18 protein-coding genes, 1 riboswitch and 1 other annotated feature are annotated in these 24301 nt (G+C 50.6%); of the genes, 17 read left to right on the top strand and 1 reads right to left on the bottom strand.

The features are described from left to right. The first annotated feature begins 92 nt into the window (after positions 1-92). From MRBLPE1_RS00690 to MRBLPE1_RS00615, 16 genes are all read left to right on the top strand, one after another. The gene (locus MRBLPE1_RS00690) at positions 93-1025 is read left to right on the top strand and encodes an ABC transporter ATP-binding protein (RefSeq protein WP_364144403.1); all 933 of its coding nucleotides are present in this window, start codon (positions 93-95) and stop codon (positions 1023-1025) included. Continuing rightward, positions 1022-1924, top strand: a complete 903-nt coding sequence (locus tag MRBLPE1_RS00685) for an ABC transporter permease (RefSeq protein WP_364140263.1) — start codon at positions 1022-1024, stop codon at positions 1922-1924. Before MRBLPE1_RS00690 ends, MRBLPE1_RS00685 begins: the two co-directional genes overlap by 4 nt. A gap of 144 nt (positions 1925-2068) precedes the next feature. Then, positions 2069-3868, top strand: a complete 1800-nt coding sequence (locus MRBLPE1_RS00680) for a hypothetical protein (RefSeq protein ID WP_364140260.1) — start codon at positions 2069-2071, stop codon at positions 3866-3868. A 15-nt stretch (positions 3869-3883) separates the two neighbouring features. Further along, positions 3884-4873, top strand: coding sequence for an AAA family ATPase (locus MRBLPE1_RS00675; protein ID WP_364140258.1), 990 nt, complete (start codon positions 3884-3886; stop codon positions 4871-4873). Beyond that, positions 4870-5874: a DUF58 domain-containing protein gene (locus MRBLPE1_RS00670; protein ID WP_364140256.1), complete on the top strand. Its 1005-nt coding sequence runs from the start codon at positions 4870-4872 to the stop codon at positions 5872-5874. The genes MRBLPE1_RS00675 and MRBLPE1_RS00670 overlap by 4 nt, the downstream gene beginning before the upstream one ends. Positions 5875-5917: 43 nt before the next feature. After that, on the top strand, positions 5918-7915 hold the full coding sequence (locus MRBLPE1_RS00665) for a vWA domain-containing protein (RefSeq protein ID WP_364140253.1): 1998 nt from the start codon (positions 5918-5920) through the stop codon (positions 7913-7915). Beyond that, positions 7899-10784, top strand: coding sequence for a VWA domain-containing protein (locus tag MRBLPE1_RS00660; RefSeq protein ID WP_364140250.1), 2886 nt, complete (start codon positions 7899-7901; stop codon positions 10782-10784). The genes MRBLPE1_RS00665 and MRBLPE1_RS00660 overlap by 17 nt, the downstream gene beginning before the upstream one ends. Positions 10785-10870: 86 nt before the next feature. Next, a complete protein-coding gene (locus tag MRBLPE1_RS00655; RefSeq protein WP_364140248.1) occupies positions 10871-11182 on the top strand; it encodes a rhodanese-like domain-containing protein in 312 nt (103 codons plus the stop codon). Between the two features lie 157 nt (positions 11183-11339). Further along, the gene (locus MRBLPE1_RS00650) at positions 11340-11567 is read left to right on the top strand and encodes a hypothetical protein (RefSeq protein ID WP_364140246.1); all 228 of its coding nucleotides are present in this window, start codon (positions 11340-11342) and stop codon (positions 11565-11567) included. A 161-nt stretch (positions 11568-11728) separates the two neighbouring features. Further along, positions 11729-12475 carry a type I methionyl aminopeptidase gene (map, locus tag MRBLPE1_RS00645; protein WP_364144400.1) on the top strand — a complete coding sequence of 249 codons (747 nt, stop codon included), beginning with the start codon at positions 11729-11731 and terminating at the stop codon, positions 12473-12475. A 210-nt stretch (positions 12476-12685) separates the two neighbouring features. Then, a complete protein-coding gene (locus MRBLPE1_RS00640) occupies positions 12686-13792 on the top strand; it encodes a GerAB/ArcD/ProY family transporter (RefSeq protein WP_364140243.1) in 1107 nt (368 codons plus the stop codon). Continuing rightward, positions 13770-15452, top strand: a complete 1683-nt coding sequence (locus MRBLPE1_RS00635; RefSeq protein WP_364140241.1) for a spore germination protein — start codon at positions 13770-13772, stop codon at positions 15450-15452. The genes MRBLPE1_RS00640 and MRBLPE1_RS00635 overlap by 23 nt, the downstream gene beginning before the upstream one ends. Next, entirely contained in the window at positions 15449-16660 is a 1212-nt protein-coding gene (locus tag MRBLPE1_RS00630) for a Ger(x)C family spore germination protein (RefSeq protein WP_364140238.1), read from the top strand. The genes MRBLPE1_RS00635 and MRBLPE1_RS00630 overlap by 4 nt, the downstream gene beginning before the upstream one ends. A 437-nt stretch (positions 16661-17097) precedes the next feature. After that, positions 17098-17333: a binding site (T-box leader), on the top strand. A gap of 69 nt (positions 17334-17402) precedes the next feature. Then, entirely contained in the window at positions 17403-19274 is a 1872-nt protein-coding gene (locus tag MRBLPE1_RS00625; RefSeq protein WP_364140236.1) for an arginine--tRNA ligase, read from the top strand. 95 nt (positions 19275-19369) lie between these two features. After that, positions 19370-21640, top strand: a complete 2271-nt coding sequence (locus MRBLPE1_RS00620; protein WP_364140234.1) for a heavy metal translocating P-type ATPase — start codon at positions 19370-19372, stop codon at positions 21638-21640. Beyond that, positions 21637-22323, top strand: coding sequence for a sulfite exporter TauE/SafE family protein (locus tag MRBLPE1_RS00615; protein ID WP_364140232.1), 687 nt, complete (start codon positions 21637-21639; stop codon positions 22321-22323). Before MRBLPE1_RS00620 ends, MRBLPE1_RS00615 begins: the two co-directional genes overlap by 4 nt. 3 nt (positions 22324-22326) lie before the next feature. On the opposite strand, the gene MRBLPE1_RS00610 is transcribed toward MRBLPE1_RS00615, so the two are convergent. Then, on the bottom strand, positions 22327-22770 hold the full coding sequence (locus tag MRBLPE1_RS00610) for a FixH family protein (protein WP_364140229.1): 444 nt from the start codon (positions 22768-22770) through the stop codon (positions 22327-22329). 198 nt (positions 22771-22968) lie between these two features. Next, positions 22969-23119: riboswitch (cobalamin riboswitch) on the top strand. Positions 23120-23263: 144 nt separating this feature from the next. On the opposite strand from MRBLPE1_RS00610, the gene MRBLPE1_RS00605 reads away from it, so the two are divergent. Continuing rightward, positions 23264-24262, top strand: coding sequence for an ABC transporter substrate-binding protein (locus MRBLPE1_RS00605; RefSeq protein WP_364140226.1), 999 nt, complete (start codon positions 23264-23266; stop codon positions 24260-24262). The last annotated feature ends 39 nt before the right edge of the window (positions 24263-24301 follow it).

The following is a 24301-nucleotide window of genomic DNA, read 5'->3' as shown; positions in this document are numbered from 1 at the left end:
TGAGCAGAAGCAATGACGTTGAAATTATTAATGTCGAAACGATAAAACCTGCAGGGGAGGAAAATAGCTCCTATCCGCAATCCGATGTACCCATGATTGAGATTAGGCAGCTCACCAAAACGTTTGGAACCTTTCAAGCACTGAAATCGATCGATTTAACCATTCCGAAAGGAACGGTATTTGGATTTGTCGGACCGAACGGTGCCGGGAAATCCACGACAATGTCCATTTTGGCCACACTGATGATCCCTACTTCCGGCACGGCAAAGGTAGATGGCTTTGACGTAACCAAGTATCCGGACGAGGTGCGGAAGCGAATCGGCTACATGCCGGATTTTTTTGGCGTATATGATCAATTCAAAACGGAAGAATATTTGCATTTCTATGGAGCGAGCTACGGGATTCCGAAAGCGGAGCGGGAGCAGCTTATCCCGCAGCTTCTGGAGCTGGTCAATTTGAGCGATAAAAGAGACGCTTATGTGGATACGCTCTCGCGCGGAATGAAGCAGCGGCTATGCCTGGCTAGGTGCCTCGTCCATGATCCTGAGCTGCTCATCCTTGATGAGCCTGCCTCCGGACTGGATCCGCGTGCCCGCATCGAGATGCGGGAAATCCTCCGGGAGCTCAAATCGATGGGCAAAACGATCATTATCTCATCGCATATTTTGCCTGAGCTTGCTGAAATGGTCGACGAAATCGGCGTCATCGAGCATGGGCAAATGATAGCCATTGGAAACGTATCGGATATTCAAAACCGTCTGCGCGTCAAAAGATTCCTTCATGTCAGGCTGCTTGAACGCGAAGCCGAAGCGGAAGTATTTTTGCGGGAACGGCCTTTCGTAAACCGGATTTTGCGCGATGAAAGAGGCATTCAAATCCATTTTGGCGGTCAGGATGCCGAGCAATCGGAGCTCCTGCACGAGCTTGTTGCAGCGGGATATCGGCTTATCTCATTCAGCGAAGCGCAAACGAATCTTGAGGATGTATTCTTGGAAATAACGAAGGGAGGCGACGGACTCGAATGAAGGAGCCATTCGCTGCACGGACTGTAAGAGCAAGCTGGCGCAATAAGCTGATCAATCCGGTTTTAAATAAAGAATTCAAATTAAGAATGCGAACGCCGCGGGCCATGTGGACATTGTTCTTCTATTTATTTGCTATTGGGTTAATGGCCTTAAGCGCGATTTATTTATTGGAAGTAAATACGGGAAACGGTCAGTCCTTTAATCCGGAGCAAAGCAAGCTTTTGTTTTATTTTCTGAGCATGGCACAGCTTGGATTAATCGCCTTTATGGCGCCGGGATTGACCGCAGGGGTCATAAGCGGGGAGCGGGAGAAGCAGACGCTTAATTTGCTTTTGACAACGCAGCAGAGCTCAGCCACGATCGTTCTGAGCAAGCTTGTTTCATCTTTGAGCTTCATGGTGCTGATTGTTTTGAGCACGATTCCCGTGTATGGAATGGTTTTTTTGTACGGCGGCATATCGCCTAAGCAGCTGGTGCTCGTTTTTTTATTTTATGTGTTCATTATGCTGGTGCTCGGTTCTTTTGGCATATTGTTTTCTTCGCTGTTTAAGCGGACGATGATTTCCGTCATTGTTACTTATGGCGTTACCTTATTTATTTTTGGCGGAACGGCGCTCGTGTTTTTTGTATTGGTCGGTACGATGGAAAGGGTGCCGCAATCGAATTTGAACAATTACACTTGGATAGGCCATATCCTTGCATGGAATCCTGTAGCTGCCCTGTATAGCATTCTTGATCCATCGGTTACGGGGCAAGCCTATTCCGCATTTCGAAACCCGCCGACCGGTCAGCAAGCGCCTTTAGCGCTGTGGAAGGAATTCATGATTATCTATACGGTATTATCGGTTGCGGCGCTGTGGCTGGGCATTCGCGGCCTGCGTCCTCGTTTGAAAAAATAATCAACGGAGTTTTATGAAAAGTTTCTTGTAGATCCCATGATTAGGCCTAGCCTGATTGAGCGATAAATCAGGCTTACGATGTCAAGTTTTGTTGTTTAATTAGGCTTAGCCTAATCAGCAGCAAAACTTTAGGAGGATGCGCTAATGCAGAAAAAGTCATTGATTGAGCTGCTGCGGCCTGTTAGAACGAGATTGACCCTGTTTGCCGTGATCCGTTCTTCGCTGAAAGGGCTGCTTTGCGGCAGCGCCGCGGGACTGATGGTGCTAGGAGTGAGCAGAATATGGCCTCTATTGCTCGCACGGCCTTTAGCTATCGGTTTGGTCTGCGCCGGCTTGGCATTAGGGGCAGGAGCAGGTGTTTGGAAGCGCGCATCTTTGAGGGAAGCCGCTCGCGTGATGGATCGGCAGGAAACCGAGGATGCCATCTCGACCGCGCTGGATGGTTTGCTGCGTGAGGATAATCAAGAGCAGCCGATTGTTAAGCTGCAGCGGGAAGAGGCGACGCAGGCAGCCGAACGGTTTGTAAACGCGCTGCGAATCAGCTTGCCATGGCCGGCTTGGCGAAGCTGGCGGTCACTCGTTTATGGCGCGGCAGCGGTATGGGTTGTGACGGCAGCGCTGCTCTTCATGCCTAATCCGCTCGATGAGCGGGCAGAAGCGCTCGCGCAGGCGAAGGAACATCTGGTTGCGCTGGAGCGCGAGGCGGATGAGCTGACCGAGCTGGCAGAAGCAGCGGAGCTTCCGGAGGATGCGAAGCAGGAGCTGCTGCAGCCGCTGGAGGAGCTGCGAAGCAAGCTCGATTCGCTGAGCGGCGACGGGGCTAAGGCGCTTGAGCAGCTGGAAGATGCGATAAGCAAGCTGGAGCAAACCGCTGAAGCGGCGCAGCAAGCCGCTAAGCGGATGGAGGCTGCGGCGGATGCGATGAGCAGGGAGCCGAGCTTGCGGCAGCTCGGTCAAGCTTTGCAGGACCGGGACGCCGCAGGCATGCAGCAAGCGATCGGCGAAATGCGCTCGCAGCTGCAAAGATTGTCGCCAGAGCAGCGTGAGGCGCTGGCGGAAGCACTTGAGCGGCTGGCGGCGGAGCAGCCGCAGGAGCAGGGCGCCGCGGAGCTTGCCGCGGCGCTTGAACAGGCGGCGCGGCAGGCACGCGACGCAGGCGGCGAAGCCGCCTCCAAAGGCGAGAGCAGCGATGCGCTCGCCGCTCTGGAGGAAGCGCTCGCCCGCGAATTGTCGCAGGGCGAGCTGGAGCAATTGGCCCGGTCGATGTCGGGCCAGCTTGGCCAAAGCGCGCAGCAGCTGGCTGAGCAGCTAGCTGGTCAGGGCGGCGCGGCTGGCGCTTCCGCAGGCTCCAATCCCGGATCTCCTTCGGGAGCTGGAAGCAGTCCGAGTTCCGGCTCTAGCACTAGCCCTAGTTCTGGCACTGGCACTGGCACTGGCACTGGCACTGGCACTGGCACTGGCACTGGCACTGGCACTGGCACTGGCTCTGGCACTAGCCCTAGCTCTGGCACTGGCACAGGCACTGGCACTAGCCCTAGCACTGGCACTGGAACTGGCACCGGCGCTGGCTCTGGCTCTGGCACTGGCACTGGCTCTGGCACCGGCACTGGCTCTGGCACCGGTACTGGCTCTGGTTCTGGTTCCGGTTCCGGTTCCGGTTCTGGCTCTGGCGCAGGGACGGGAATGGGCGGAAGGAATCTGATTACGACCCCACGGAATATGCAAGGCTCCGGCAATGTGCAGCAGGATGGCGGACCATCCACGGGCGGACAGACAGAGAATGGCGGTCAATCCCCGATGATTGACGGCATGACAAGGCCGTATGAGGATGTTTATAACGATTATGCGACGGAAGCTAAGGAATCGCTTGGCCGTTCACAGCTGCCAGACAGTATGCAGGAGAAAGTGAAGGAGTATTTTGACCAAATCCAACCAAACCGTTAATGGAGGTGATCCGAAATGATTGAATCGAAAGCCCAATTGGAAGAAGCTGCGGCGCGGATCGCCGTACTCAAGGAAGAAATCGGACGCGTTATCGTCGGTCAGCAAACGGTGGTGGAGCAGCTGCTTTGGTGCCTGCTAGCAGGAGGACACGCGCTGCTGGAGGGGATCCCCGGGTTAGGAAAAACGATGCTCGTACGAACAATCGCGGATTGCGTTGCTTTGCAGTTTTCAAGAATACAATTTACGCCTGATCTCATGCCTTCGGATATTACGGGTACAACGTTGATTGACTTCAGCGCACAGGGAAGTGCGGCTCACCGTTTCCAGGCGGGGCCCATCTTCGGAAATCTAGTCCTTGCCGATGAAATCAATCGCGCGACGCCAAAGACCCAAAGCGCTTTGCTGGAAGCGATGCAGGAAGGCACGGTAACGGCAGGGGGAGAAACGCATCGCTTGCCGAAGCCTTTTTTCGTATTGGCAACCCAAAACCCGATCGAGCAAGAAGGAACTTACCCGCTGCCAGAGGCGCAGCTTGACCGATTTCTATTAAAAATCGGCGTTGAGTTTCCAACTCGGGACGAATTAAAGCAAATTGTGCTGCGGACGACCTCCGTCTCGCAAACGCAGGCGTCTGTCGTCATGTCAGCAGCTGAGTTAACTGCCCTCCAAGAAGCGGCAAAACAAATACTAGTTGCCGAGGATGTGCTGGATTTGGCCGTGAAGGCAGTCATGATGACGCATCCGCAGGAAACGGATTCGCCGAGCGATGTCAAAAAATATGTTCGTTTCGGCGCAGGACCGCGTGCGCTTCAAGCAATTATCGCAGTTAGTAAGGTAAGGGCATTGGCCTCCGGCAGGCTGCATGTGTCATGGAATGATATCCGGCACACGGCGTTGCCCGTGCTTCGCCACCGCATAGTGCTTAGCTATGAGGCACAGGCGATGGGATTAACGAGCGATCGCATGACGGAAGTTATCTTATCAGCGATCGAGGCGGAACGATGAGCGGAAGCAAGGCGAATGAGAATGGGAAGCATGAGTCGTCTTCGACAATAGGCTCCTTAACGCCGCAGGAAGCGCTCCATCTTTTATTCCCTAATCTTTCTTTGCTTTCGGAGCTCGACCGCATGAGCATTCGTGCAGGAAATCGGATAAAAGGGATGCTGGCCGGCAAGCGGCGTTCAAGCACGATCGGGGGCTCGCAGGAGTTTGCTGATTATCGTCCTTATTCGCCTGGCGATGATGTCCGGCGAATCGACTGGAATGTTTACGGCCGCACGGGTAAAGCATTTATGCGCCAGTATTGGGATGAGCAGGAGCTTCAAGTCAGCCTGTATGTTGATGCGTCCCGCTCCATGGCATTTGGGGAAGGCAGCATGAATAAGCAGCAGTACGCTCTGAGACTCGCAGCATGCCTGGGCTATGTGGCGCTCAGCGGGGATGACCGACTATCCATTCGGTTATTTCGTGAACGGATGATTAAGGAGCTGCAGCCCCTTCATGGCCGCGTATCGTCTCCAAAGCTGTTTCAATTTCTTGCAGATGCCATGAAGCAATTAGAGTCGGAAAATAAAACGAATGCAGCTGATGAGGATTTCACCAGTCTGGCTATGCCTTTTAGCACGAGATCCGCTCTTCCGAGACGTTCGGGCTCGGCATGGGTGCTGACTGACGGAATGTTTGAAAGAGGCATTGAAGAGACCGTCGTGTCGTTGATTGCGACAGGTCAACGAGTCGTGTTTGTGCACTTGCTATCGCGGGAAGAGCTGGATCCCGATCTTAGCGGCGAACTGAAACTAATCGACAGCGAGCTTGGTACGGCCAAAGAGGTTGCCGTCGGGCATAAGCTATTGAAGGAATATCGCGAAGCGGTTGCCGCGTTCCAAAACGAGCTTAAGCGGATATGCGCCGAACGCGGAGCTGTTTATGTTTTTGTCGATACAAGCGTCCCGCTTGAGGTAACAATCAGGGATACCCTGCTTTCCTCACAGGTGCTTAATAGCTGAGATACGATGAACTATAACTATAGACCAGAGAGGAGGAGGATGGATGCAGTTTTTGTCCATCGCGTCTGCTTGGTTTGCTGCTGCGTTACCGGCTATCGCAGCCATGTACCTATTAAAGCGAACCTATGAAAATAGAATAATTTCAAGCCATCTGCTTTGGCAAAGAGTGCTTCGGGAGCAAGAAGCGAATCGGCCGTGGCAGAAGCTTCGCAGCCGCTGGCTGCTGCTCTTGCAGCTGTTGATCGCGATTATATTAATACTCACTTTGATGGAGCCTGTTGCAACCAGATCAGCTGCGCCATCCGGACATGCCATCCTGCTCATTGACCGTTCCGCAAGCATGGCTTCAACCCTAAGCACAACCGATCAAAACTCTAGCCCTGAATCGATGACCCGGCTAGAAATAGCGATTAAAGAATCTTTGCATTGGCTTGACCAGCAAGCGGAAAGCAGGCCGGTCACGGTAATCACGACGGGGGCTCAGCCCGAAGTGTTGGTCAATCGGCAAAGCAACAAGGATGAGATTACTCGGACGCTGCAGAGCATCGTGCCGTTTTACGGGAAATCTGACCAAGCAGCAGCGCTTTCGCTTGCGGATTCCCTTCTGCAGGATGATCCATCCGGGGAAATCGTTATTTATACGGATGGGCACTGGTCCGATGCCTCAGAAGCGAATAAGCTGCAGCTTCGGTCTCCTACGGTGTTGCACGCAGTAGGCGGCTCGGAATCCATCCAGAACGTTTCCATTGCATACTTCGGAATAAAGCCGGCGGCAAGCAGCAGCGGCGCGGGCAGGGGCGTTATTACTCTCAGGAATGACGGCGAACAGGATCAATCGCTAAAGCTTGAGGTGTATGCGGTTACCGCAGCCGGAGAGCAAATATTAACTGCTGAACCGCTTATTATCGTTCCGGCAGGCGAATGGGAAAGCGCGGAAGTGAGCGAGCTGCCGCAGGCATTATACTATAAAGCTCAATTTAAGCAGCGTGATGATTTTTTGGCGGATAATACGGCATATCAATTCCCGGCTGTTCCGCGGCAGAGACAAGCGCTGCTTGTAACGGAAGGCAACTTGTTTCTTGAGAAAGCGCTGTTGCTTGCCGGCGTGCAAACCGTCAAGATCAGCCCGGACAGCCCAGCGCCTGCAGATGAGCAGGCAAACAAAATCGATTGGATCGTTACAGATGGCCTATACGGTACATTGGCGGCAGACCCAGATTGGTCCAAGCTGCTTGAATCGAAGCCCCTCTGGATGATCGACCATCCTGAACAATCGGATCAGAATGCGGCAGTGCCAGCAAGTCATCGCGTAGTGAAGAAAGAGCATACCGTTACTTCGTATCTAACTTTTGCTGACACGCATATCGGCAGGCTCTCAAAGCCCGCTCCGTCCGAAATAACCTGGGGCGAATCGGTTCTCAGCTATGGCGGGATCCCAGCAATCTATGCAGGGACGCATGAAGGCATGCCACGTCTACGCTTCACCTTTGATTTCCAAGATACGGATCTTCCGCTGCGTCCCGAATTTCCCGTCCTTATCGTTCAAGCGGCAGAATGGATGAGCGGCGGGCTGCAGCTTGAGCTTGGTTCCTCCACTGCGGAGCAGCAGTTGGAGCTCTCATTTCATTCGGATACCGTTAAAGCGGAATGGGAAACCGTGCAGCATGCAGCCATAGGAGCTTCTGCCGGGCAAAAGAAATCCGCAGAGCTCGAAATAGATGCACAGGACTTGTACCAAGCCCCTTCCGTGCCGGGATTATATCGACTGATCGAAAAAAACAGAGATAATGCGATTGTCAGTGATCGGTTATTAGCGGTAAGCGCCGATCAAACGGAGCTCATGAACCTCGCTGCTTCGGAAGAAAAGCTGCGTTTAGTGTCCGGGCCGGCGGTCGGGGTAACGGATGCGGCAGAGAAGGCAGGTCCAGATCAACCGCCTATACAAAAGCAGCAAGTATCGCTGCAGCTATATGCAGCAATTTTGATGCTTCTGGTATTGGGTGCGGAATGGGAGGTATATCGCCGTGGGCTTTCAAGCTAGCAACCCTTGGGCGCTTCTACTGATACTGCCGCTGCTTCTTTATGTGTGGTGGATGTCACGAATGACCCTGCGGCTGCGCGGCGGGCGAAAGCTCGTATCGATCATCACGCGAGCCATTATTCTTCTGCTTTTAATCGCCATCATTTCGGATATTCAGCCTTTTACCGAGAGAGAACAGCGCAAGGTTGTATTCGTGGCAGACAGATCAGCCAGCATGCGGGCAGATACGCGTATGAGCGAATGGATAAAGGAAGCCTGGTCTTCCAAAGAAAACGAGGATTCTGGCGGCATTGTTTCCTCAGGCCTAAACGCCGCCGTCGAACGAACGTTAACGAAGCAATTATTCGAGGATGAACAAAGCTTTGCGTTCCGGGCAAACCTTAATCCGCGCTATACGGATATTTCGCAAGGATTGCAGCTTGCTGCAGCGATGCTCCAAGAGGAGGGCGGAGGCCGAATCGTATTGCTTTCTGACGGGGCGGAAAATATCGGCGATGCCAGGAGGCAAGCCCGTTTATTGAAAAACGTTGGCATTGCCGTTGATGTTGTCCCCTTGAAGCCGGAATCGGTGAAGGATGCTTCGATCGAGGAACTGAACGTACCTCCCTCGTTAAAGCAAGGTGAGACGTTCGGCTTTGAAATTATGATCAACAGTACGGCTGCCGGACCTGCGCAGCTTCGTCTTTATGCAGATAACGCTGAACTTTCCCTTTCCGATATTCAACTCGAAAAAGGCGAAAACCGATTTGCGCTGCAAAGCATCGCGGCGGACCCTGGCTTTCACCGCTTCAGAGCTGAAATATTTGTTCCCGGCGATGAACAGCAGGCTAACAATACGGCACATGCCTTTAGCCGTGTAGGCGGACCGCCGGCCGTCTTAATCGTGGAAGGGGCTCGAGGTTCATCTGCAAATATTGAAGCCGCGCTTCAGTCGTCGTTAATAAGGTTTGAGACGATTATTCCTGAGCAATTGTCGGTGGAGCTTGCCGAATACGCAGCTTATGACAGCATAATATTGAACAATGTATCGGCGACACGCATTGCCGAGAAGCCGATGGAATGGATTGCGAAGGCGGTCAGCGATTACGGCGTCGGGCTAATGATGCTCGGCGGAGATGAAAGCTTTGGTCTCGGAGGTTATTTCAAAACGCCAATCGAGCGAGCGCTGCCGGTTCATATGGATTTGCAAGGCAAGAAACAAATTCCGTCTTTAGGGCTCGTTTTGGTTATCGACCGCTCGGGAAGCATGTCCGGCGGGAAGCTGGAGCTGGCGAAGGAAGCGGCAATGCGGACGGTTGAACTGCTGCGCGACACAGATACGGTAGGCGTTGTAGCCTTCGACTCTGCGCCTTGGTGGGTAGTGGAACCGACACAGCTCAAGGATCGTGAAGCAGTCCTTACAAAGATCAAGGGCATTCAGCCGGAGGGCGGTACTGAAATATTTACCGCGCTGAGCACGGGCTATGAAGGTTTAAAAGAACTGGATGCTCAGCGTAAGCACATGATCTTGCTTACGGACGGCCAATCCTCAACATCCGCCAATTACAAAGCGGTTACGGATGCGATGAATGAGGAGAATATGACGCTGTCTACCGTCGCGGTAGGGGAAGGCGCGGATCAACAGCTCCTTAAACGGCTGGCGGATGACGCCAAGGGCCGTTATTATTTTACAAAAGATCAAAGCACGCTGCCTGCTATATTTAGCCGTGAAACCGTTATGATGTCAAGAACCTATATCGTAGAGCAGACCTTTACGCCAAGTATCGGGCAAGCAGGCGATTGGTCAATCAATTGGCGCAATGGACTGCCTGCTATCGATGCCTATATCGCAACTTCACCCAAACAAACGGCAGAGATAGCGCTTTGGACACAAGGCGGTGATCCGCTGCTCGCCCGCTGGCCTTACGGTTCAGGCAGAACGGTGGCTTGGACAAGCGATTTCATGGGCAAATGGTCAAGCCAGTGGGTACAGTGGCCGGAGTTTCCGAGCGTGTTCGTCGATTGGGTAAAATGGACTTTCCCGCAATTTGAGCAGGCGCCGTATTCCATATCCGCCCAAATGACCGGAAATGAAGCGAAGCTAAGTGTCCGGTCGCTTGCCGATGGCGAGGTTGCCGACAGCAGGCTATCCGCGGGAATTCAAGACCTAGCTGGCAACCAAGAAATAAAACGGCTGATGCCGGTTGCACCCGGCGAATACGAAGCCAAGCTAACCGTATCAGAGCCAGGCGTATATTTAGCGCAGATTGGACAAAAGTCCGATGATTCTTCTATCCAAAACGGGAGTACGGCTGGTTTTGTGATTCCCTACTCGCCGGAGTATCGTATTGCGAATGAGGATGGACCTGCGCTGCTGGAGCAAATTGCGGCAACGACGGGGGGAAGGGTCATCGACCCTTCCGATCCGAGGATGGCCTTTCAATTTAATCCGCAGCCATCAAGGCAGGTTTATGATTGGACGCGCATGCTGCTTATTTCAGCACTCATGTTATGGCTGCTCGATATTGCGATTCGAAGACTATCCTTTCCTTTGGAACGAATGATGGCACGCTTCAAACGGCATTTTCAGTCTAATAAGCTTTCTATTTCGGGGGAAACAAATACGACTGTCGAAAGATCGGCTTCGTTTAGCGCTTTGTCTAGACTGAAGGAACGTAAAACGGAAGCTAATCGTTTCTACGGGAACGGCGCCAGCTCGACGAATGCATCCGATACGAGACTTGTGGCTAGATATGACTCCGCCCCTTCAGCCGAGAGCAGGATCATTCGGGAGAGCCCGGAGAACAGCCCGGCCGAGCAAAAAAACGAAGCAGCAAAGGATGCCACGATCAACCGGCTATTGGCCGCGAAAAATAAAAACAGGCGTTAAAAGCAGCAAGATAGACATAGGCATATCTAAGCGATACAATGCTTGTATACGATTAAACATAAGCAACGCTTGAAGGGATGAGTCAAATGTATCCAGAAATGACGGCAGCTGAGCTTGAAATCCAGCTGAAAGAAGGCAAACCATTAAATCTTGTCGACGTTCGCGAGCCGGACGAGTGGCAGGATGGCCATATTAAGGAAGCACGGAGCATTCCGTTGTCTGAGCTTCAAGAGCGAATCAATGAGCTTAAGCAAGGCGATCAAGACATCGTGTTGATCTGCCGCAGCGGCGGACGCAGCGGGAAAGCATGCGATTTCCTGCATGCGCAGGGCTATAAAGTCGTCAACGTAACCGGCGGAATGCTCCAATGGCCGGGTGAAGTCGTTTACGGCAAATAAGAAATCATTTTAGAAGGCAAGTTTGCATGGTTAAATAAAAAGCCCTTGAGGGCTTTTTATTTTTATTTAGGGATACAAAGCCAATTCTCAGGGTAAAATCATATCCGATTATTTTTATGGGACTTTGGAAGCGACAACTTGAGAGGATGAAAATAGCATGTCTATTAACGAATATGCGGATGAACAAATCCATGATTGGAATACGATTGTGAAAAGCGCAGTGTCCATGGAGCTGAGAGTGAGTAACACAGAAGTACAAAGTACCATCGAAATGATGGAAAAACATGGTTTTAAGTCCAAAGGGTTATGGGCATCTATGGAGTTGTCAGAGCATACGGTCATTAATTTTTGGAAGAAAGAGCTCATTAAAGATTCGAAAGAGTAACGGAGAGGCCTTTTAACGCCGGCAAGCAGGCGCTGATGCGTTGAAACCTATTGGATATATTTTTACGGTTATTTGAGGTATTCTTAATCCTACATGCGGTTACAGAATAAAATACTTTAGGTACTAATGTCATCATAGAAGTAAAGGATTGGGTGATTGAAATGATCGTCATCAAGACAAACGAAGAAATCATGAAAATGAAAAAAGCGGGTGAAATCCTGGCTGCCTGCCATCGGGAGCTGCGCACATTCATTCGTCCCGGGATAACCACGCTCGAAATCGATCAGTTTGCCGAGAACTTTATCCGGAATAATGGAGCGACACCGGAGCAGAAAGGATACCATGGCTATCCGTTTGCTACCTGTACCTCGGTCAATGATGTGATTTGCCATGGCTTCCCGAGTAAAACAGAGCTGGCTGAAGGCGACATCATTACCGTCGACATGGTCGTTAATTTGGACGGCTGGCTCGCGGATTCAGCTTGGTCATATGCAGTCGGCAGCGTATCTGATGCTTCTCGCAAGCTGCTGGATGTGACGAAGGAGTCGCTTTACAAAGGAATAGAACAGGCGGTAGTCGGTAACCGAATCGGTGACATTTCACATGCAATCCAAGCCTATGCGGAAGGGCAAGGTTTTTCGGTTGTAAGGGATTTTATCGGTCACGGTATCGGACAGAAAATGCATGAGGAGCCACAGGTACCGCATTACGGCCCGCCGCAGCGGGGGACCCGTTTAAAGGCCGGCATGGTGCTGACGATTGAACCGATGCTGAATACGGGGAAATACCACAGCAAAATCGATCAAGACGGATGGACCGCCAGAACGGTTGACGGCGGTTTGTCAGCCCAATACGAGCATACGCTTGCGATAACCGAGAATGGTCCGATCATCTTAACTGAGCAATAGTACGCGCCTATATCCATGGCAGAGAATAAATAGTTATTGAAAAATACAGGCTGACGTCTCTGACGTAAGCCTGTATTTTTTTGTTGCTAGAGAAAGAGCAGCCGATTACAGACGATTTCCTGCAATATTCATAAAATAGCCTCTTTTTGGAAAGTATTAATGTCGTACATAATACAGATCATTTGCTAACGCATTGGAAGGAGGGTTGAAATGGCCAAATCATCCGCGATCAGTCCGACTCAGCTGTTCTCCACCATCATTTTATTCGAATTCGGTACGGCATTGGTGCTTCCGATTGGCCTGGGGACGGGGACTAACGCATGGTTATCGATACTGCTGGCGATGCCCGGGGGCATTATGATTTATTTGCTTTATGTTTATTTTGAGAAACAATATCCAGCACTAATTATCAGCGGCTATATGCAAAAAATCGTCGGGCTTTATATCAGCTGGCCCATTAGTCTGTTTTATGTTGTTTTTTTTATGTATAATTCGGCGCGTAATTTGCGGGAGGCGGGGGATCTGCTCATCTCGGCTTCGTATGACCAGACGCCGATTACGGTCGTCCATGCAGTAATGGTCGCTGCGGTTATTTATATCCTCTACAAAGGAATTAACGTGCTGTTCCGATTAGGCGAAATATACATTATCATTATGCTTTCGTTAGGCGTTCTCAGCAGCATTGCCGTCTTGCTTTCAGGCGCGGTCGAGCTTAGGAACCTGCTTCCCGCGCTAGGCGAGGGTTGGTTATCAACGTTTAGGAATGCTTACCCGAATATTTTCATGTTCCCGTTTGGCGAGTTGATCTGCTTCACTACGATTTTGCCGCATATGAAGCAAAAGAAATTGGCGAAAAAAACAGGTATTTTAGCTATCTTGGCCAGTACGTTCTTTCTCAGTCTGACGCATGCCATGGAAGTTGGCGTCATTGGAGCGGATGTTTATTCACGGGCTACCTTCCCGTTATTCACGGTCATAACAGCAGTGGATCTGGCGGAATTTATACAGAGGCTGGATGCATTAGTCATTCTTGCCCTTATTATTGGGGTGTTTTTTAAAATGACCGTTTATGCCTATGCGGCTTCCGCCATAGCAGCGGATATTTTCCGCATTTCTGAGACGAACAAGCTTGCTTATCCGATCGGAATTATTATTTTTCTGATTTCGGTGCAATCCGCTTGGAGCTTTCCGGAGCATAATCATGAAGGCATCATGGTCATATACGTCATTCTCCCAACTTTAGTCGTTCTAATTCCGGTGCTTCTCCTTCTCATTCATTTGTTGAGGAAACGGTTTGGCCATTCCCATCAAGGATGATCTTACGACCCATAACGATACGAATGAGGTGCGAATGATGTTTTTCAAAAATTCAGCTCGATATAAAAATAAGACCACTCGAAGGTTAGGCGGCGAGTCAGAGGCAGAACCGCGCACAGGAGCCAGCGCTTCCATTAACCCGAGTCTTGCAGATAATATTAACTTCATCAAAAATGAACTGGGTAACAGTCCGGATATCATCATTAGGCTCTTCGAGATCGGTGCGAACCAGACGCAAGCAGGTGCGGTTTATTTGGACGGCATTACCGATAAGGAGATGGTTAATCAATTTATTCTCCATTCCCTCATGATTGATGCGGGAGCCGGCGTCAGTTTAGATCAGGATCAAAGCGTACTGACCTTTATTCAAACAAACGTGCTCACCATAGGCGAAGTGTACGTACTAAAGGACTGGGACCATATTATCTTATCCGTTTTATCCGGCGATACGGTCATCTTTATCGAGAATTCATCAGAAGCGATAAGCGGTAACACGAAAGGCGGGGAGCAGCGAGCCATTACGGAACCGTCATCGCAGGTGGTAATTCGAGGTCCGAAGGAGGGATTTACGGAATCAATCGGGACGAATGTCTCGCTTGTCCGCCGAAGAATCAAGAGCTCCTATATAAGGCTCGAGCCTTATAAAATCGGCAGGCATACGCAAACAACCGTAGCAATCATGTACATACAAGGCACCGTGGATGACAGTCTTGTACGGGAACTCCGGACTAGGCTGCAGAATATCCAGATTGAGGCGCTGGCTGGTTCCGAGCATCTTGAAGAGCTTCTTCAGGATCAGAGGATGACGCCATTTTCGACGCTTTTGAATACGGAGAGGCCCGACACGGTTACCGGCCATCTTCTAGAAGGACGGATCGCGATCTTTATAGACGGGACACCGTTTAATCTCATCGCCCCAGTTACATTTTTTATGAATTTCGAATCCGTCGAGGATTATTACCAGCGTCCGGAGGCAGCGTCAGCCATTCTATTTCTGCGTTACGCTGCGCTGATTATCTCGTTATTCGGTCCTTCGATTTACATCGCTGCCATTACGTTTCACCAGGAAATGATTCCGACACCATTGCTTCTCAGCTTGGCCGCGCAGCGTGAAAGCGTACCGATACCTGCGTTTATTGAAGCGATCATTATGGAATTTACGTTCGAAATCTTACGTGAAGCAGGTATACGAATGCCGCGCGCAATCGGTCAGGCTGTATCCATCGTAGGTGCGCTTGTTCTTGGACAAGCGGCTGTGGAAGCCGGAATTATTTCTTCTGCCATGGTTATCGTGGTTGCCCTTACGGGCATCTCCAGCTTTGCGATCCCGTCTTACAATATGGCGCTTTCCATTCGATTAATCCGATTTTCCATGATGGGAGCTGCGGCACTGCTCGGTTTTTACGGCATTGCGATTTTGAGCATCATCATTTTGGGTCATTTATGCGGTCTCACTTCGTTAGGCATCCCTTATATGACTTTTATGTCAGGATATGTACCTGAGGACCAGAGGAAGACATTATTTGGACTGTCTTTAATTTCAAATGCTTTGAAACCAGAGCTGTCTGCGAAATCTCTCAGCAGCAAGGCCGATCGGGAAGATGATCCAGATTCCCCCGTCTTACCGTCAAAATCGATCAATGGAAGTGGTCCCCAATGAAACCAAATCCTTTCTACATGATGCTGATGCTTAGCAGCCTTCTTTTTCTGACAGGCTGCTGGAACAGCAGGGAGCTTAGCGACATGGCTATCGTCATTGGCATGGGAATTGATAAGGTTCCGGATTCGGATCAATACCGCGTGTCTTTGCAAATCGTAAATCCGAGTACGGTTGCCGTGGGTAAAGCAAGCGGTGCGGGACAAAACATGATGCCGAACATTATCTACTCTTCCGTTGATCATACGATTATAAGTGCATTTCGCAAAACGTCGCAAAAAGTGTCACGGGGGTTGTTTTTTGCCCATTCGCAGCTTCTTGTTATAGGAGAACCGCTTGCAAGGGACGGACTCCAAGATCTTTTTGATTTCTTTGAAAGATCACACGAGCTTCGTCTCACATCATCCGTAGTCATCGCAAGGGGGAGGGACGCTCAGTCCTTATTAAATGTATTAACCCCCTTGCAAACCATAACGGCTACCTCGATTAAGGACAAGCTAAAGGTGTCATCGGAACTGTGGGCACAAACCGTGGATGTTAATGTCACTGATATCATAAAAAGACTGGGAGGAACGGGAGAGCCTGTCATAAGCGGGATGCGGATTTTCGGGGACCCTACAAAAGGAAATAAAAAGATGAACACGGAGAAGTCTCCCCCGTATACCAACATCGAAACGAAAGGAATGGCTATATTTTCAAAGGGGAAGCTCGCAGCTTGGCTGGATGGCAAAGAAGCCCGAGGCGCTGTATGGGGATTAAATAAAATGAAAAGCACGGTCATCAACATTGATTGCGGGGACAAGAAAGAAGCGATATCACTTGAGATTATCCGCTCAACGACCAAAGTGAGGGCGGATATGTTAAATGGTAAACCCGTATTATCACTGCGGGTTAAAGAAGAAAGTAATTTAAGCGAAGCGAAATGTTCGATCAATCCGGACAACCGTGATGAAATGATAAAGCTGCAAAAGCAGTTAACGGAAGAAACGAAGAAAGAAATCGAATCTGCTTTAAAAGTAACCCAAAACAAGAAAAGCGATATTTTTGGTTTCGCGACCGAAATGGAGCGTACCCATCCCAAGGAATGGAAGAAGCTGAAGAAAAACTGGCCAGACCTCTTCTCTGAAAGCGAAGTGAAAGTAAGCGTGGAAGCCTATGTCAGGCGGACAGGTTTAAGAATCAAGTCTTATATGAAACCCGATAATGAGTAAGCGGCGCATGCTGCAATGCATTTAATTCGTTTTTGTTTTCTTTTTTTTATTCATATTGCTGATGAGAGGCATTGCGAATGGAAAAACGAAGGCAGCAAAAACGATTATTTTTTCATGAAAGGTGATTACGGTGAAGGAATGGAGTATAATGCGTATCGCTTCGGAGAACGGGATTCCAGATAATAGGTCCATTCCAATTAAAAAAGCGATGGAGCTAAGGAAGAGCATAATAAAAACAGCCAATGTTTTCATGAAATAACCATCTCCGTCAGCAGAATTAATGTCATAGGTATGTTTTCCAATGGCCTTGATGAAAATCCGTCTCGGACTCATAAACGATGGAGATCTTAACTGCGAATGTTTATTTTCAGGCTAATCAATCTTGACACTGCAAATATTATCCTGTATAAATACATTTAAGCAATCAATTGGAAATGAAAACATTGACGAATGGAACAGTAGTCTTTGACGGATAGTCGCAGCGAGCCGGGTAAGTGGAAGCCGGTACGGATGTCTTAGATGAAGCGGGTCCAGGAAATGGTTTGCCGAACCGAAAGTGTTGCAGCAGTAGGCAAATCCGGTCATCGACCGTTACGAAAACGAGGGTCAACCCGTAATTTGGGCATGGCACTTAGAGTGGTACCGCGGGATCTTTACAGCTCTCGTCTCTTATTTAAGAGACGGGGGCTTTTTTTATTTTAAGCCTAATTTTACGCTAGATAAATCGATGGGAGGCATCCGCATGGTTCATGAACAAATAATCGGCGCTATAGAAGAAACGGCGCAAAGCCTGCTGCAGGAGTCGAGTACAGCATGGCCGGAGCAGCTGAAAATCGCTGTGGAGCATCCCGTCAGTCTCGCGCATGGAGATTACAGCAGCAACATTGCGATGCAATTGGCAAGGGTATTGAAGCGGTCGCCTCTGCATATCGCGAATGAATTTAAACAAAGGCTGCTCAACCATCCAAGCCTAACCGCAGCGCTCGCAGGCATTGAGGTTGCTCCCCCAGGGTTTCTTAACTTTTATGTGAAGTGGTCTTGGTGGGCGGAACAATCGGTCCAGCCGGCTGTCATTAATCTTTCCGCCAACCGGAAGGTGCTTGTCGAGCATACGTCGATTAATCCAAATAAATCAGCGCATATCGGTCATTTAAGAAATTCCTGCGTTGGCGATACGATCGCGCGAATGCTAAGGAGAACAGGGTACCAGGTTGAGGTGCACAACTATATCGATGATCTGGGAAATCAACTGGCGGATACGGTGGTCGGGATCCTTCAGACCAAGCAAGCACTGCCGCATGAACGTTTTGGGGATTTTTGCTGGGACACGTATGCAAGTATCAATAAGGCCTATAAGGAAAAGCCCGAGCTGCTGATCGAGCGTACAAAAGTTCTGACAGAGCTGGAAGAAGGGCATTCGAATACAGCCTGGCTTGGCCTGCTCGTCGCAGAGCGTATTGTAAGAGAGCATATCGAGGATATGAAGCAGTTCGGCATTTCATACGATGTCCTTGTTTGGGAAAGCCGTATTGTGCGCGAGGGTTTTTGGACCCGCGCATTCGATCTGCTGCAGGCGACGCAGCTGTTCCGTCGTGAGACCGAAGGGAAGCTTCAGGGCTGTTGGGTGCTCAAGCATTCGGAAGGTAAAGATGAAGCTGAAGAACAATCTGAATTTCATGCGGATAAGGTGCTCGTTCGCTCAAACGGCATCTTAACTTATACGGCAAAAGATATTGCGTACCATCTCTGGAAGTTTGGACTGCTGAAGCAGGATTTTCGTTACAAAAAATTCGAGGACCGCCTTTGGACGACGCATTCCAGCGGAGTGAAGAAAAAAATCGGCCATGCCGACATCGTTATTAACGTGATCGACCAGCGTCAAGAATATCCGCAAGCCATGGTCAAGGAAGCTCTGCTTGCGCTTGGCTATCGAAAGCAAGCCGAGCAATTGCGTCATGTCAGCTACGGAGTCGTATCGCTCAGCCCGGAAACGGCAAAAGGTCTCGGTATCGATATTTCTGACGGAAAGCATGCCTATGCGATGTCCGGGAGACAAGGCATCGGCATCAAAATCGCGGAGTTTCTAGAAAAAATGGAGCAGATGATTGCCGCAAGCAGATCGAAAAAAAGCGGCTTATCCAGTCATGCGATTGCTGCTGCCGCGGTCCGTTATTACTTGCTCCGCTTCCATTTGCAGACGGAGATCGTCTTTGATTTGGAGCAAGCCATGGAGGTATCCGGGAATACGGGTGTTTATTTGATGTATTCCTATGCGCGCTCGAGCCGAATTTTGAAGAATGCCGGCGAGTTTTCATTTAATAGTAATTGCTTGCAGGATCTAAGCGCGCTCCACCCGCAGGAGCAATCGCTTCTAAGACAGCTGGCCTATTGGCCCGAAACGCTGCAGTCGGCCGTAATCGAGCTTTCTCCCAACCAGCTTTGCACGTATGTATATGAGCTGTCAGCTATATTCAACCACTTTTATGCTGCATGCACGGTACTGAAGGCGGAGGGCCAAACCAAAAACTTGCGCATTTGGCTCACCGAGCGCTATAAGAACACGATGAAGGACGCGCTTGACTTATTAGGGCTTCCAACGCCAAACCGCATGTAGCCGCAGGTTCCATTCATGCAAACCGATTGCCTGTCATATAGTTAAACGCAGAGGTACAGGCATAAAGGTCAATGAATGGAAGGCGGGTGCTTAGATTGGAGCATGCAGTCAATCAGAATGGGTCGGAAAAAGACCTAACGATAGATTTTGCGGTGCATGGCATGAGCTGTTCTGCCTGTGCGGCTAGGATAGAGAAGGCGGTCAGCAAAATGGAAGGCGTTCAAATGGCTGCCGTCAGCTTTCCGCTGCGAACCGCATGGGTGCAGTTTAAGCCTGAACGAGTGGAAGCGAATCAAATCGCCGAGAGGGTAAAGCAATTGGGATTTTCGGCTTTGCTGAATGAAACCGCAAAGAAAGGCTTGAGAAAGGAGCATGGGATTCTCAGGCTGAGGCTGGCCGTATCCGCACTTCTTACGCTGCCGCTGTTAACCGGCATGCTGCAGCATATTCCGCTGCTTGAGCCCATGCTTCAATATTTGCCGGGCTGGCTGAGCCTGCCTTGGCTGCAGCTATCACTTGCAACGATCATTCAATTCGTGATCGGTTTGCCGTTTTATTTTGGCGCTTACCATGCGATGCGCGAGCGCAGCGCGAATATGGATGTGCTTGTCGTTATCGGAACGACCGCAGCTTATTTGTACAGCCATTACGTGGTGTTTCAAAATGGCTTGTTTCGCCCGCTTGCCGAGACGGCCACCCATGCGCCGCCATTGTATTTTGAGACCTCTGCGGTCGTTATGACAGCCGTGCTGCTCGGCAAATATATTGAAACCTCGGCCTCACTTAAAGCGCAGAGCGGATCTGATGGGTATAGGAAGCTGCAAAGTCAAACGGCCGCCGTTGAGAGGGCAGGCGAAATTGTGCATATTCAGACGGAATTCGTCAGAGCCGGCGACATCGTCATCGTAACGGCAGGCGAAATCATACCGGTAGACGGTGTGATTACCTCCGGGCATTCTGCTGCCGACGAGTCTTTGTTAACCGGAGAGAGCTTGCCGGTCAGCAAGCGCGAGGGGGATCAGGCATGGGCCGGAACGCGAAATGAAACGGCGCAGCTTCGTATCCGGACGCAGGCTGCCGGCCATGATACGATGCTGAACCGCATTCAGGAGCTGGTCCGGCAGGCCCAGCGCTCGAAGTCGGCGATCCAGCGCAATGTCGATGCGGCAGCAGGCTGGTTCGTCCCGGTTATGCTGGTTTTTGCGCTTGTAACCGTCTTGATGTGGGGATTATTTCTCGATCCGGGTGACTGGAGCAAAGCGTTCATTTGCGGAATAGCCGTCCTGCTGGCTGCTTGTCCTTGCGCGCTGGGCCTAGCTGCTCCTATCTCGTTAGTTATCGCTTCCGGAAGGCTGGCCAAGCAAGGAATAATCGCGAAGGAAGCGGGAGCGCTTGAACGATTGGCGGGCATTCAAACGATTATTTTCGATAAAACGGGGACTTTAACCGAAGGCAAGCCTCAGGTCAGCGCATTTTTGGCCGTTAAAGGAAACCGCGCAGCGCTGCTGCGGATGGCTGCTGCCGCTGAAGCGGAATCGGCGCATCCGCTCTCTGCTGCGATTCGGCAGGAAGCAAATAAGCTTGGACTAGTCATTCCGGCTTCCAGCAATCACGTATTTACGCCTGGCGGCGGTGTAGAAGCCGTAATCAATGAACAGAAATTCGCGATTGGCAACGCTGGATTTGCCGGCGAACGAAAATGGCCGATAAGCAGCGAGGTCATTGCCTTCGCAAAGTTTCATGAACAATTAGGGGAGACGGTCCTCTATCTGGCGATCGATGATCATTGCGCAGGCGCAGTCGCATTCAACGACAGAGTTAAAGCCAATGCCAAAGAAACGGTAAAACAATTAAAGAAGCTGGGTGTTGCAGCTGTTCTTGCAACTGGAGATCACGAGGCGCCGGCGCATGCTGCAGCTAAAGCGGCAGGCATCGCGCAGGTGCATGCCTCCATGCTGCCCGAGAGTAAGCTAGAGCTTGTCGAGAGCCTAAAGAGAAAAGGGAAACGCGTGGCAATGGCAGGCGACGGCTGGAATGACGCACCGGCCTTGGCTGCTGCAGATGTCGGCCTTGCCATGGGAGAAGGGACAGACGCCGCGCTTAGCGCGGGCCATATGACCTTGTTATTTTCAAGGCTGCAGGCGATTCCTGAAGCGATTAGAATCAGCAGGCTGACGATTCGCAACGTTAGGCAAAATTTATCATTTGCTTTTGTATACAATGTAATCGTCATCCCGTTTGCGGCATTTGGCTTGCTGGAGCCATGGATGGCCGGCACTGCGATGGCGCTAAGCTCGGTGTCCGTTGTCGGGAACGCGCTGCGGCTTTCGGGCCAGCTTAAGAGAAAGTCCGAGGCCATCCAATGACGCTTACGTGGCAGCAAATGGGCTTTATCATCATGACCGGATTGTTCAGCGCTCCGCACTGTATTGGGATGTGCGGGGGAATCGTGTCGGCCGTGTCTCTTAATTCCGCGGCGACGGTGAAAAAATCGATGCTGCTGTATAATACCGGACGCATTGTTTCCTACACCTTGTTTGGCGCAGTAATGGGCGCCGTTGGCTCCTTTGTTGATGTGGCGGGCAAATTTGCCGGCGTCCAAGGCTTAGCATCTATTATCGGAGGCTGTATGTTGCTTTTGTGGCTGTGGCGCAGATTTCAGCTGCCGCTGATGAACCGGTTATCGACATTCCTTCACAAACGGTTAGCTGGTGGCGCTGGGCGTTCCAAGCAGCAAGAAACCTTGCATTTGCTTGCGACGGGAATCGCGTTCGGGTTCCTCCCGTGCGGACTGACTTATGCGATGCAGATGACAGCCGCCTCGACCGGCTCCGGCCTGGAAGGCGCAGCTGTCATGGCATTGTTCGGCTTATCGACCTTCCCCGCATTAGCGCTTGCCGCGTCAGTCGCTGCTTTTGCTAATAAGAAATGGCGCAGGCTAATGCGCAAGGCAAGCCTAGTGACCGCAATAGCAGTCGGCGTCATTTCGATTTTGCGCGGGCTTGCCGTTAATGGCGTAATTCCGTCGATTAATCCGTGGCTGTGGTAGACTCTAGTGGACTGCACGCAGAAGCCTAACGACGGTATAGGAATGGTCATCCATTTCGAGCGTTAAGGTTGCCTTCCAAGTGCCGGCCATTAACGGTATGCCTTCGCCTTCGTATTTGCCTGGAGCAGCTTCTGCCAATTCGAATTGATAATCGCCGCAAACCATATTGAGCATATCCAGCTTAACATGAATGGACGCGTCCTTAACGGGGCTGCCATTTCGATCGGTCACATCGATTTTAAAGCTGTTGCGTTGAAGCACTTTGGCTGGATAGGCATCAATGGTCCAAATGATATTGCCATTTTCGAATGTATGCTCAGTAACGGGCGGAGGCGGGGCATCGTTCGGGTGCAGCCAAATCAATGCCCCGCCGGCCAGAAGCGCAGTGAATATGAAAACAAGAACGAACTTGAGCAAAGGCGAACGGGCGTTACGACTCGGCAGCATGACAGCATATCATCTCCTTTGTTCCGGTGTTTTGGAATCAGCTCATCTAATTTACCTATGCAGGCAATGAGTGGTGCAGAACGTGTTAAGAAATGGTTGGAAGCATCAATGGCATTGGACAAATTTCAAGAGACGGTGTATATTAACATCTGATCATTTCATAGTTTATAGACAGGTGCGGATAGGAGCATAACCGACCAGGAAGCGAAAGCTTACGGTACTCCTTGAGGCTTAATAGGGAAGCCCGGTGTAAATCCGGCACGGACCCGCCACTGTAAGGACGCGCAGCAGTATCTTAATCATACTGTGCTATCCGAGTCAGAAAATCTGCCTGTCTTGTTATACACTCAAACCTACGTGGACTTAGGTACGGTGTTGGAGAAGCTTGCCGCTTAGCTGTTTATGTAAAAGCGTATGAAAGCATTTCTGGCACATTGGCCAGAGATGCTTTTTTTTATTTATACGTAATAAAATAATAGGGGTGCAGTAGAGGATGAACCGAATGAACCGCAATACGATGAAGTTTTTGCTAGGCTTGCTGCTTGTCATGATGCTAGTGGTTACGAGCGCGTGCGGAGCAAACAAGAATGCCGACAATCTGAGTAACAATCAGGCAGGCAATGCGGAGCAACCCGCAACGGCTGAGCCGACGCCGGACGCGTCAGCCCAAACCACGGTATATCCATTGACAATCAAGGATGACACCGGGACGGAAATTACTTTTGAAAAGCAGCCTGCCAAAGTGGTTACGCTTGTTCCGAGCGAAACGGAAACGATTTATGCCATTGGTTCGGGAGAGCAAGTGGTGGGCGTCGATCAATGGAGCGATTATCCGGAAGAGGCAGCCTCGAAGCCGAAGGTCGGCGATATGACGACCAATATAGAAGCTGTCGTGGCTTTGAATCCCGATCTCGTTCTTGCGTCTTCGTCGCTGAATACGGAGGCGATTACGAAGCTGCGCGAGCTGAATATTGCGGTGTATGCGACAGATCCGCTGACCTATGATGCCGTTATTGCCAAAATCGAGAATTTAGGTCATATTATGAATAAACAGTCCGAAGCAACTGCCGTAGCCGACCATATGCGTGAAGTGAAGCAGCAGGTTTCGGATGCCGTAAAAGATGCAGAGAAAAAGAAGGTATTTTTAGAATTTTCGCAAGGCTGGACAGTTGGCTCGGGCACATTCCTTGATGAGCTGCTAGGTTTGGCAGGCGGGAACAACATCTCTGCCGGCTCACCAGGCTGGTACGAGGTTAACGCTGAAGAAGTTGTGACCCAAAACCCTGAGCTCATTATTTATCCTGATTTGAAGGAGGACCCGAATCCGATCGTTGCCGGCATCGAGAGCCGCCCAGGCTGGGATGTCATCGACGCGGTGAAAAACAAGCAAATGTTCGCGGTGACCGAAAACCCGCTCGTTCGCGTAGGCCCGCGGCTTGCGGACGGTTTGCTTGAGCTTGCTAAAGTGATTCACCCGGATCTCGTAAAATAATCCAATGACCTATAAACTCGTTTGGTATGGAGGAGCAGC

The sequence above is a fragment of the Paenibacillus sp. LPE1-1-1.1 genome (genome assembly GCF_040676435.1).
Lineage (GTDB): Bacteria > Bacillota > Bacilli > Paenibacillales > Paenibacillaceae > Pristimantibacillus.
Note: the sequence above shows the minus strand (reverse complement) of the source record. Positions and strands in the feature narration are given on the sequence as shown.

Coding starts and splice junctions, on each gene's coding strand:
- MRBLPE1_RS00690 (WP_364144403.1), top strand. CDS start 93: ATGATTGAGATTAGGCAGCTCACCAAAACGTTTGGAACCTTTCAAGCA.
- MRBLPE1_RS00685 (WP_364140263.1), top strand. CDS start 1,022: ATGAAGGAGCCATTCGCTGCACGGACTGTAAGAGCAAGCTGGCGCAAT.
- MRBLPE1_RS00680 (WP_364140260.1), top strand. CDS start 2,069: ATGCAGAAAAAGTCATTGATTGAGCTGCTGCGGCCTGTTAGAACGAGA.
- MRBLPE1_RS00675 (WP_364140258.1), top strand. CDS start 3,884: ATGATTGAATCGAAAGCCCAATTGGAAGAAGCTGCGGCGCGGATCGCC.
- MRBLPE1_RS00670 (WP_364140256.1), top strand. CDS start 4,870: ATGAGCGGAAGCAAGGCGAATGAGAATGGGAAGCATGAGTCGTCTTCG.
- MRBLPE1_RS00665 (WP_364140253.1), top strand. CDS start 5,918: ATGCAGTTTTTGTCCATCGCGTCTGCTTGGTTTGCTGCTGCGTTACCG.
- MRBLPE1_RS00655 (WP_364140248.1), top strand. CDS start 10,871: ATGTATCCAGAAATGACGGCAGCTGAGCTTGAAATCCAGCTGAAAGAA.
- MRBLPE1_RS00650 (WP_364140246.1), top strand. CDS start 11,340: ATGTCTATTAACGAATATGCGGATGAACAAATCCATGATTGGAATACG.
- map (WP_364144400.1), top strand. CDS start 11,729: ATGATCGTCATCAAGACAAACGAAGAAATCATGAAAATGAAAAAAGCG.
- MRBLPE1_RS00640 (WP_364140243.1), top strand. CDS start 12,686: ATGGCCAAATCATCCGCGATCAGTCCGACTCAGCTGTTCTCCACCATC.
- MRBLPE1_RS00630 (WP_364140238.1), top strand. CDS start 15,449: ATGAAACCAAATCCTTTCTACATGATGCTGATGCTTAGCAGCCTTCTT.
- MRBLPE1_RS00625 (WP_364140236.1), top strand. CDS start 17,403: ATGGTTCATGAACAAATAATCGGCGCTATAGAAGAAACGGCGCAAAGC.
- MRBLPE1_RS00615 (WP_364140232.1), top strand. CDS start 21,637: ATGACGCTTACGTGGCAGCAAATGGGCTTTATCATCATGACCGGATTG.
- MRBLPE1_RS00610 (WP_364140229.1), bottom strand. CDS start 22,770: ATGCTGCCGAGTCGTAACGCCCGTTCGCCTTTGCTCAAGTTCGTTCTT.
- MRBLPE1_RS00605 (WP_364140226.1), top strand. CDS start 23,264: ATGAACCGAATGAACCGCAATACGATGAAGTTTTTGCTAGGCTTGCTG.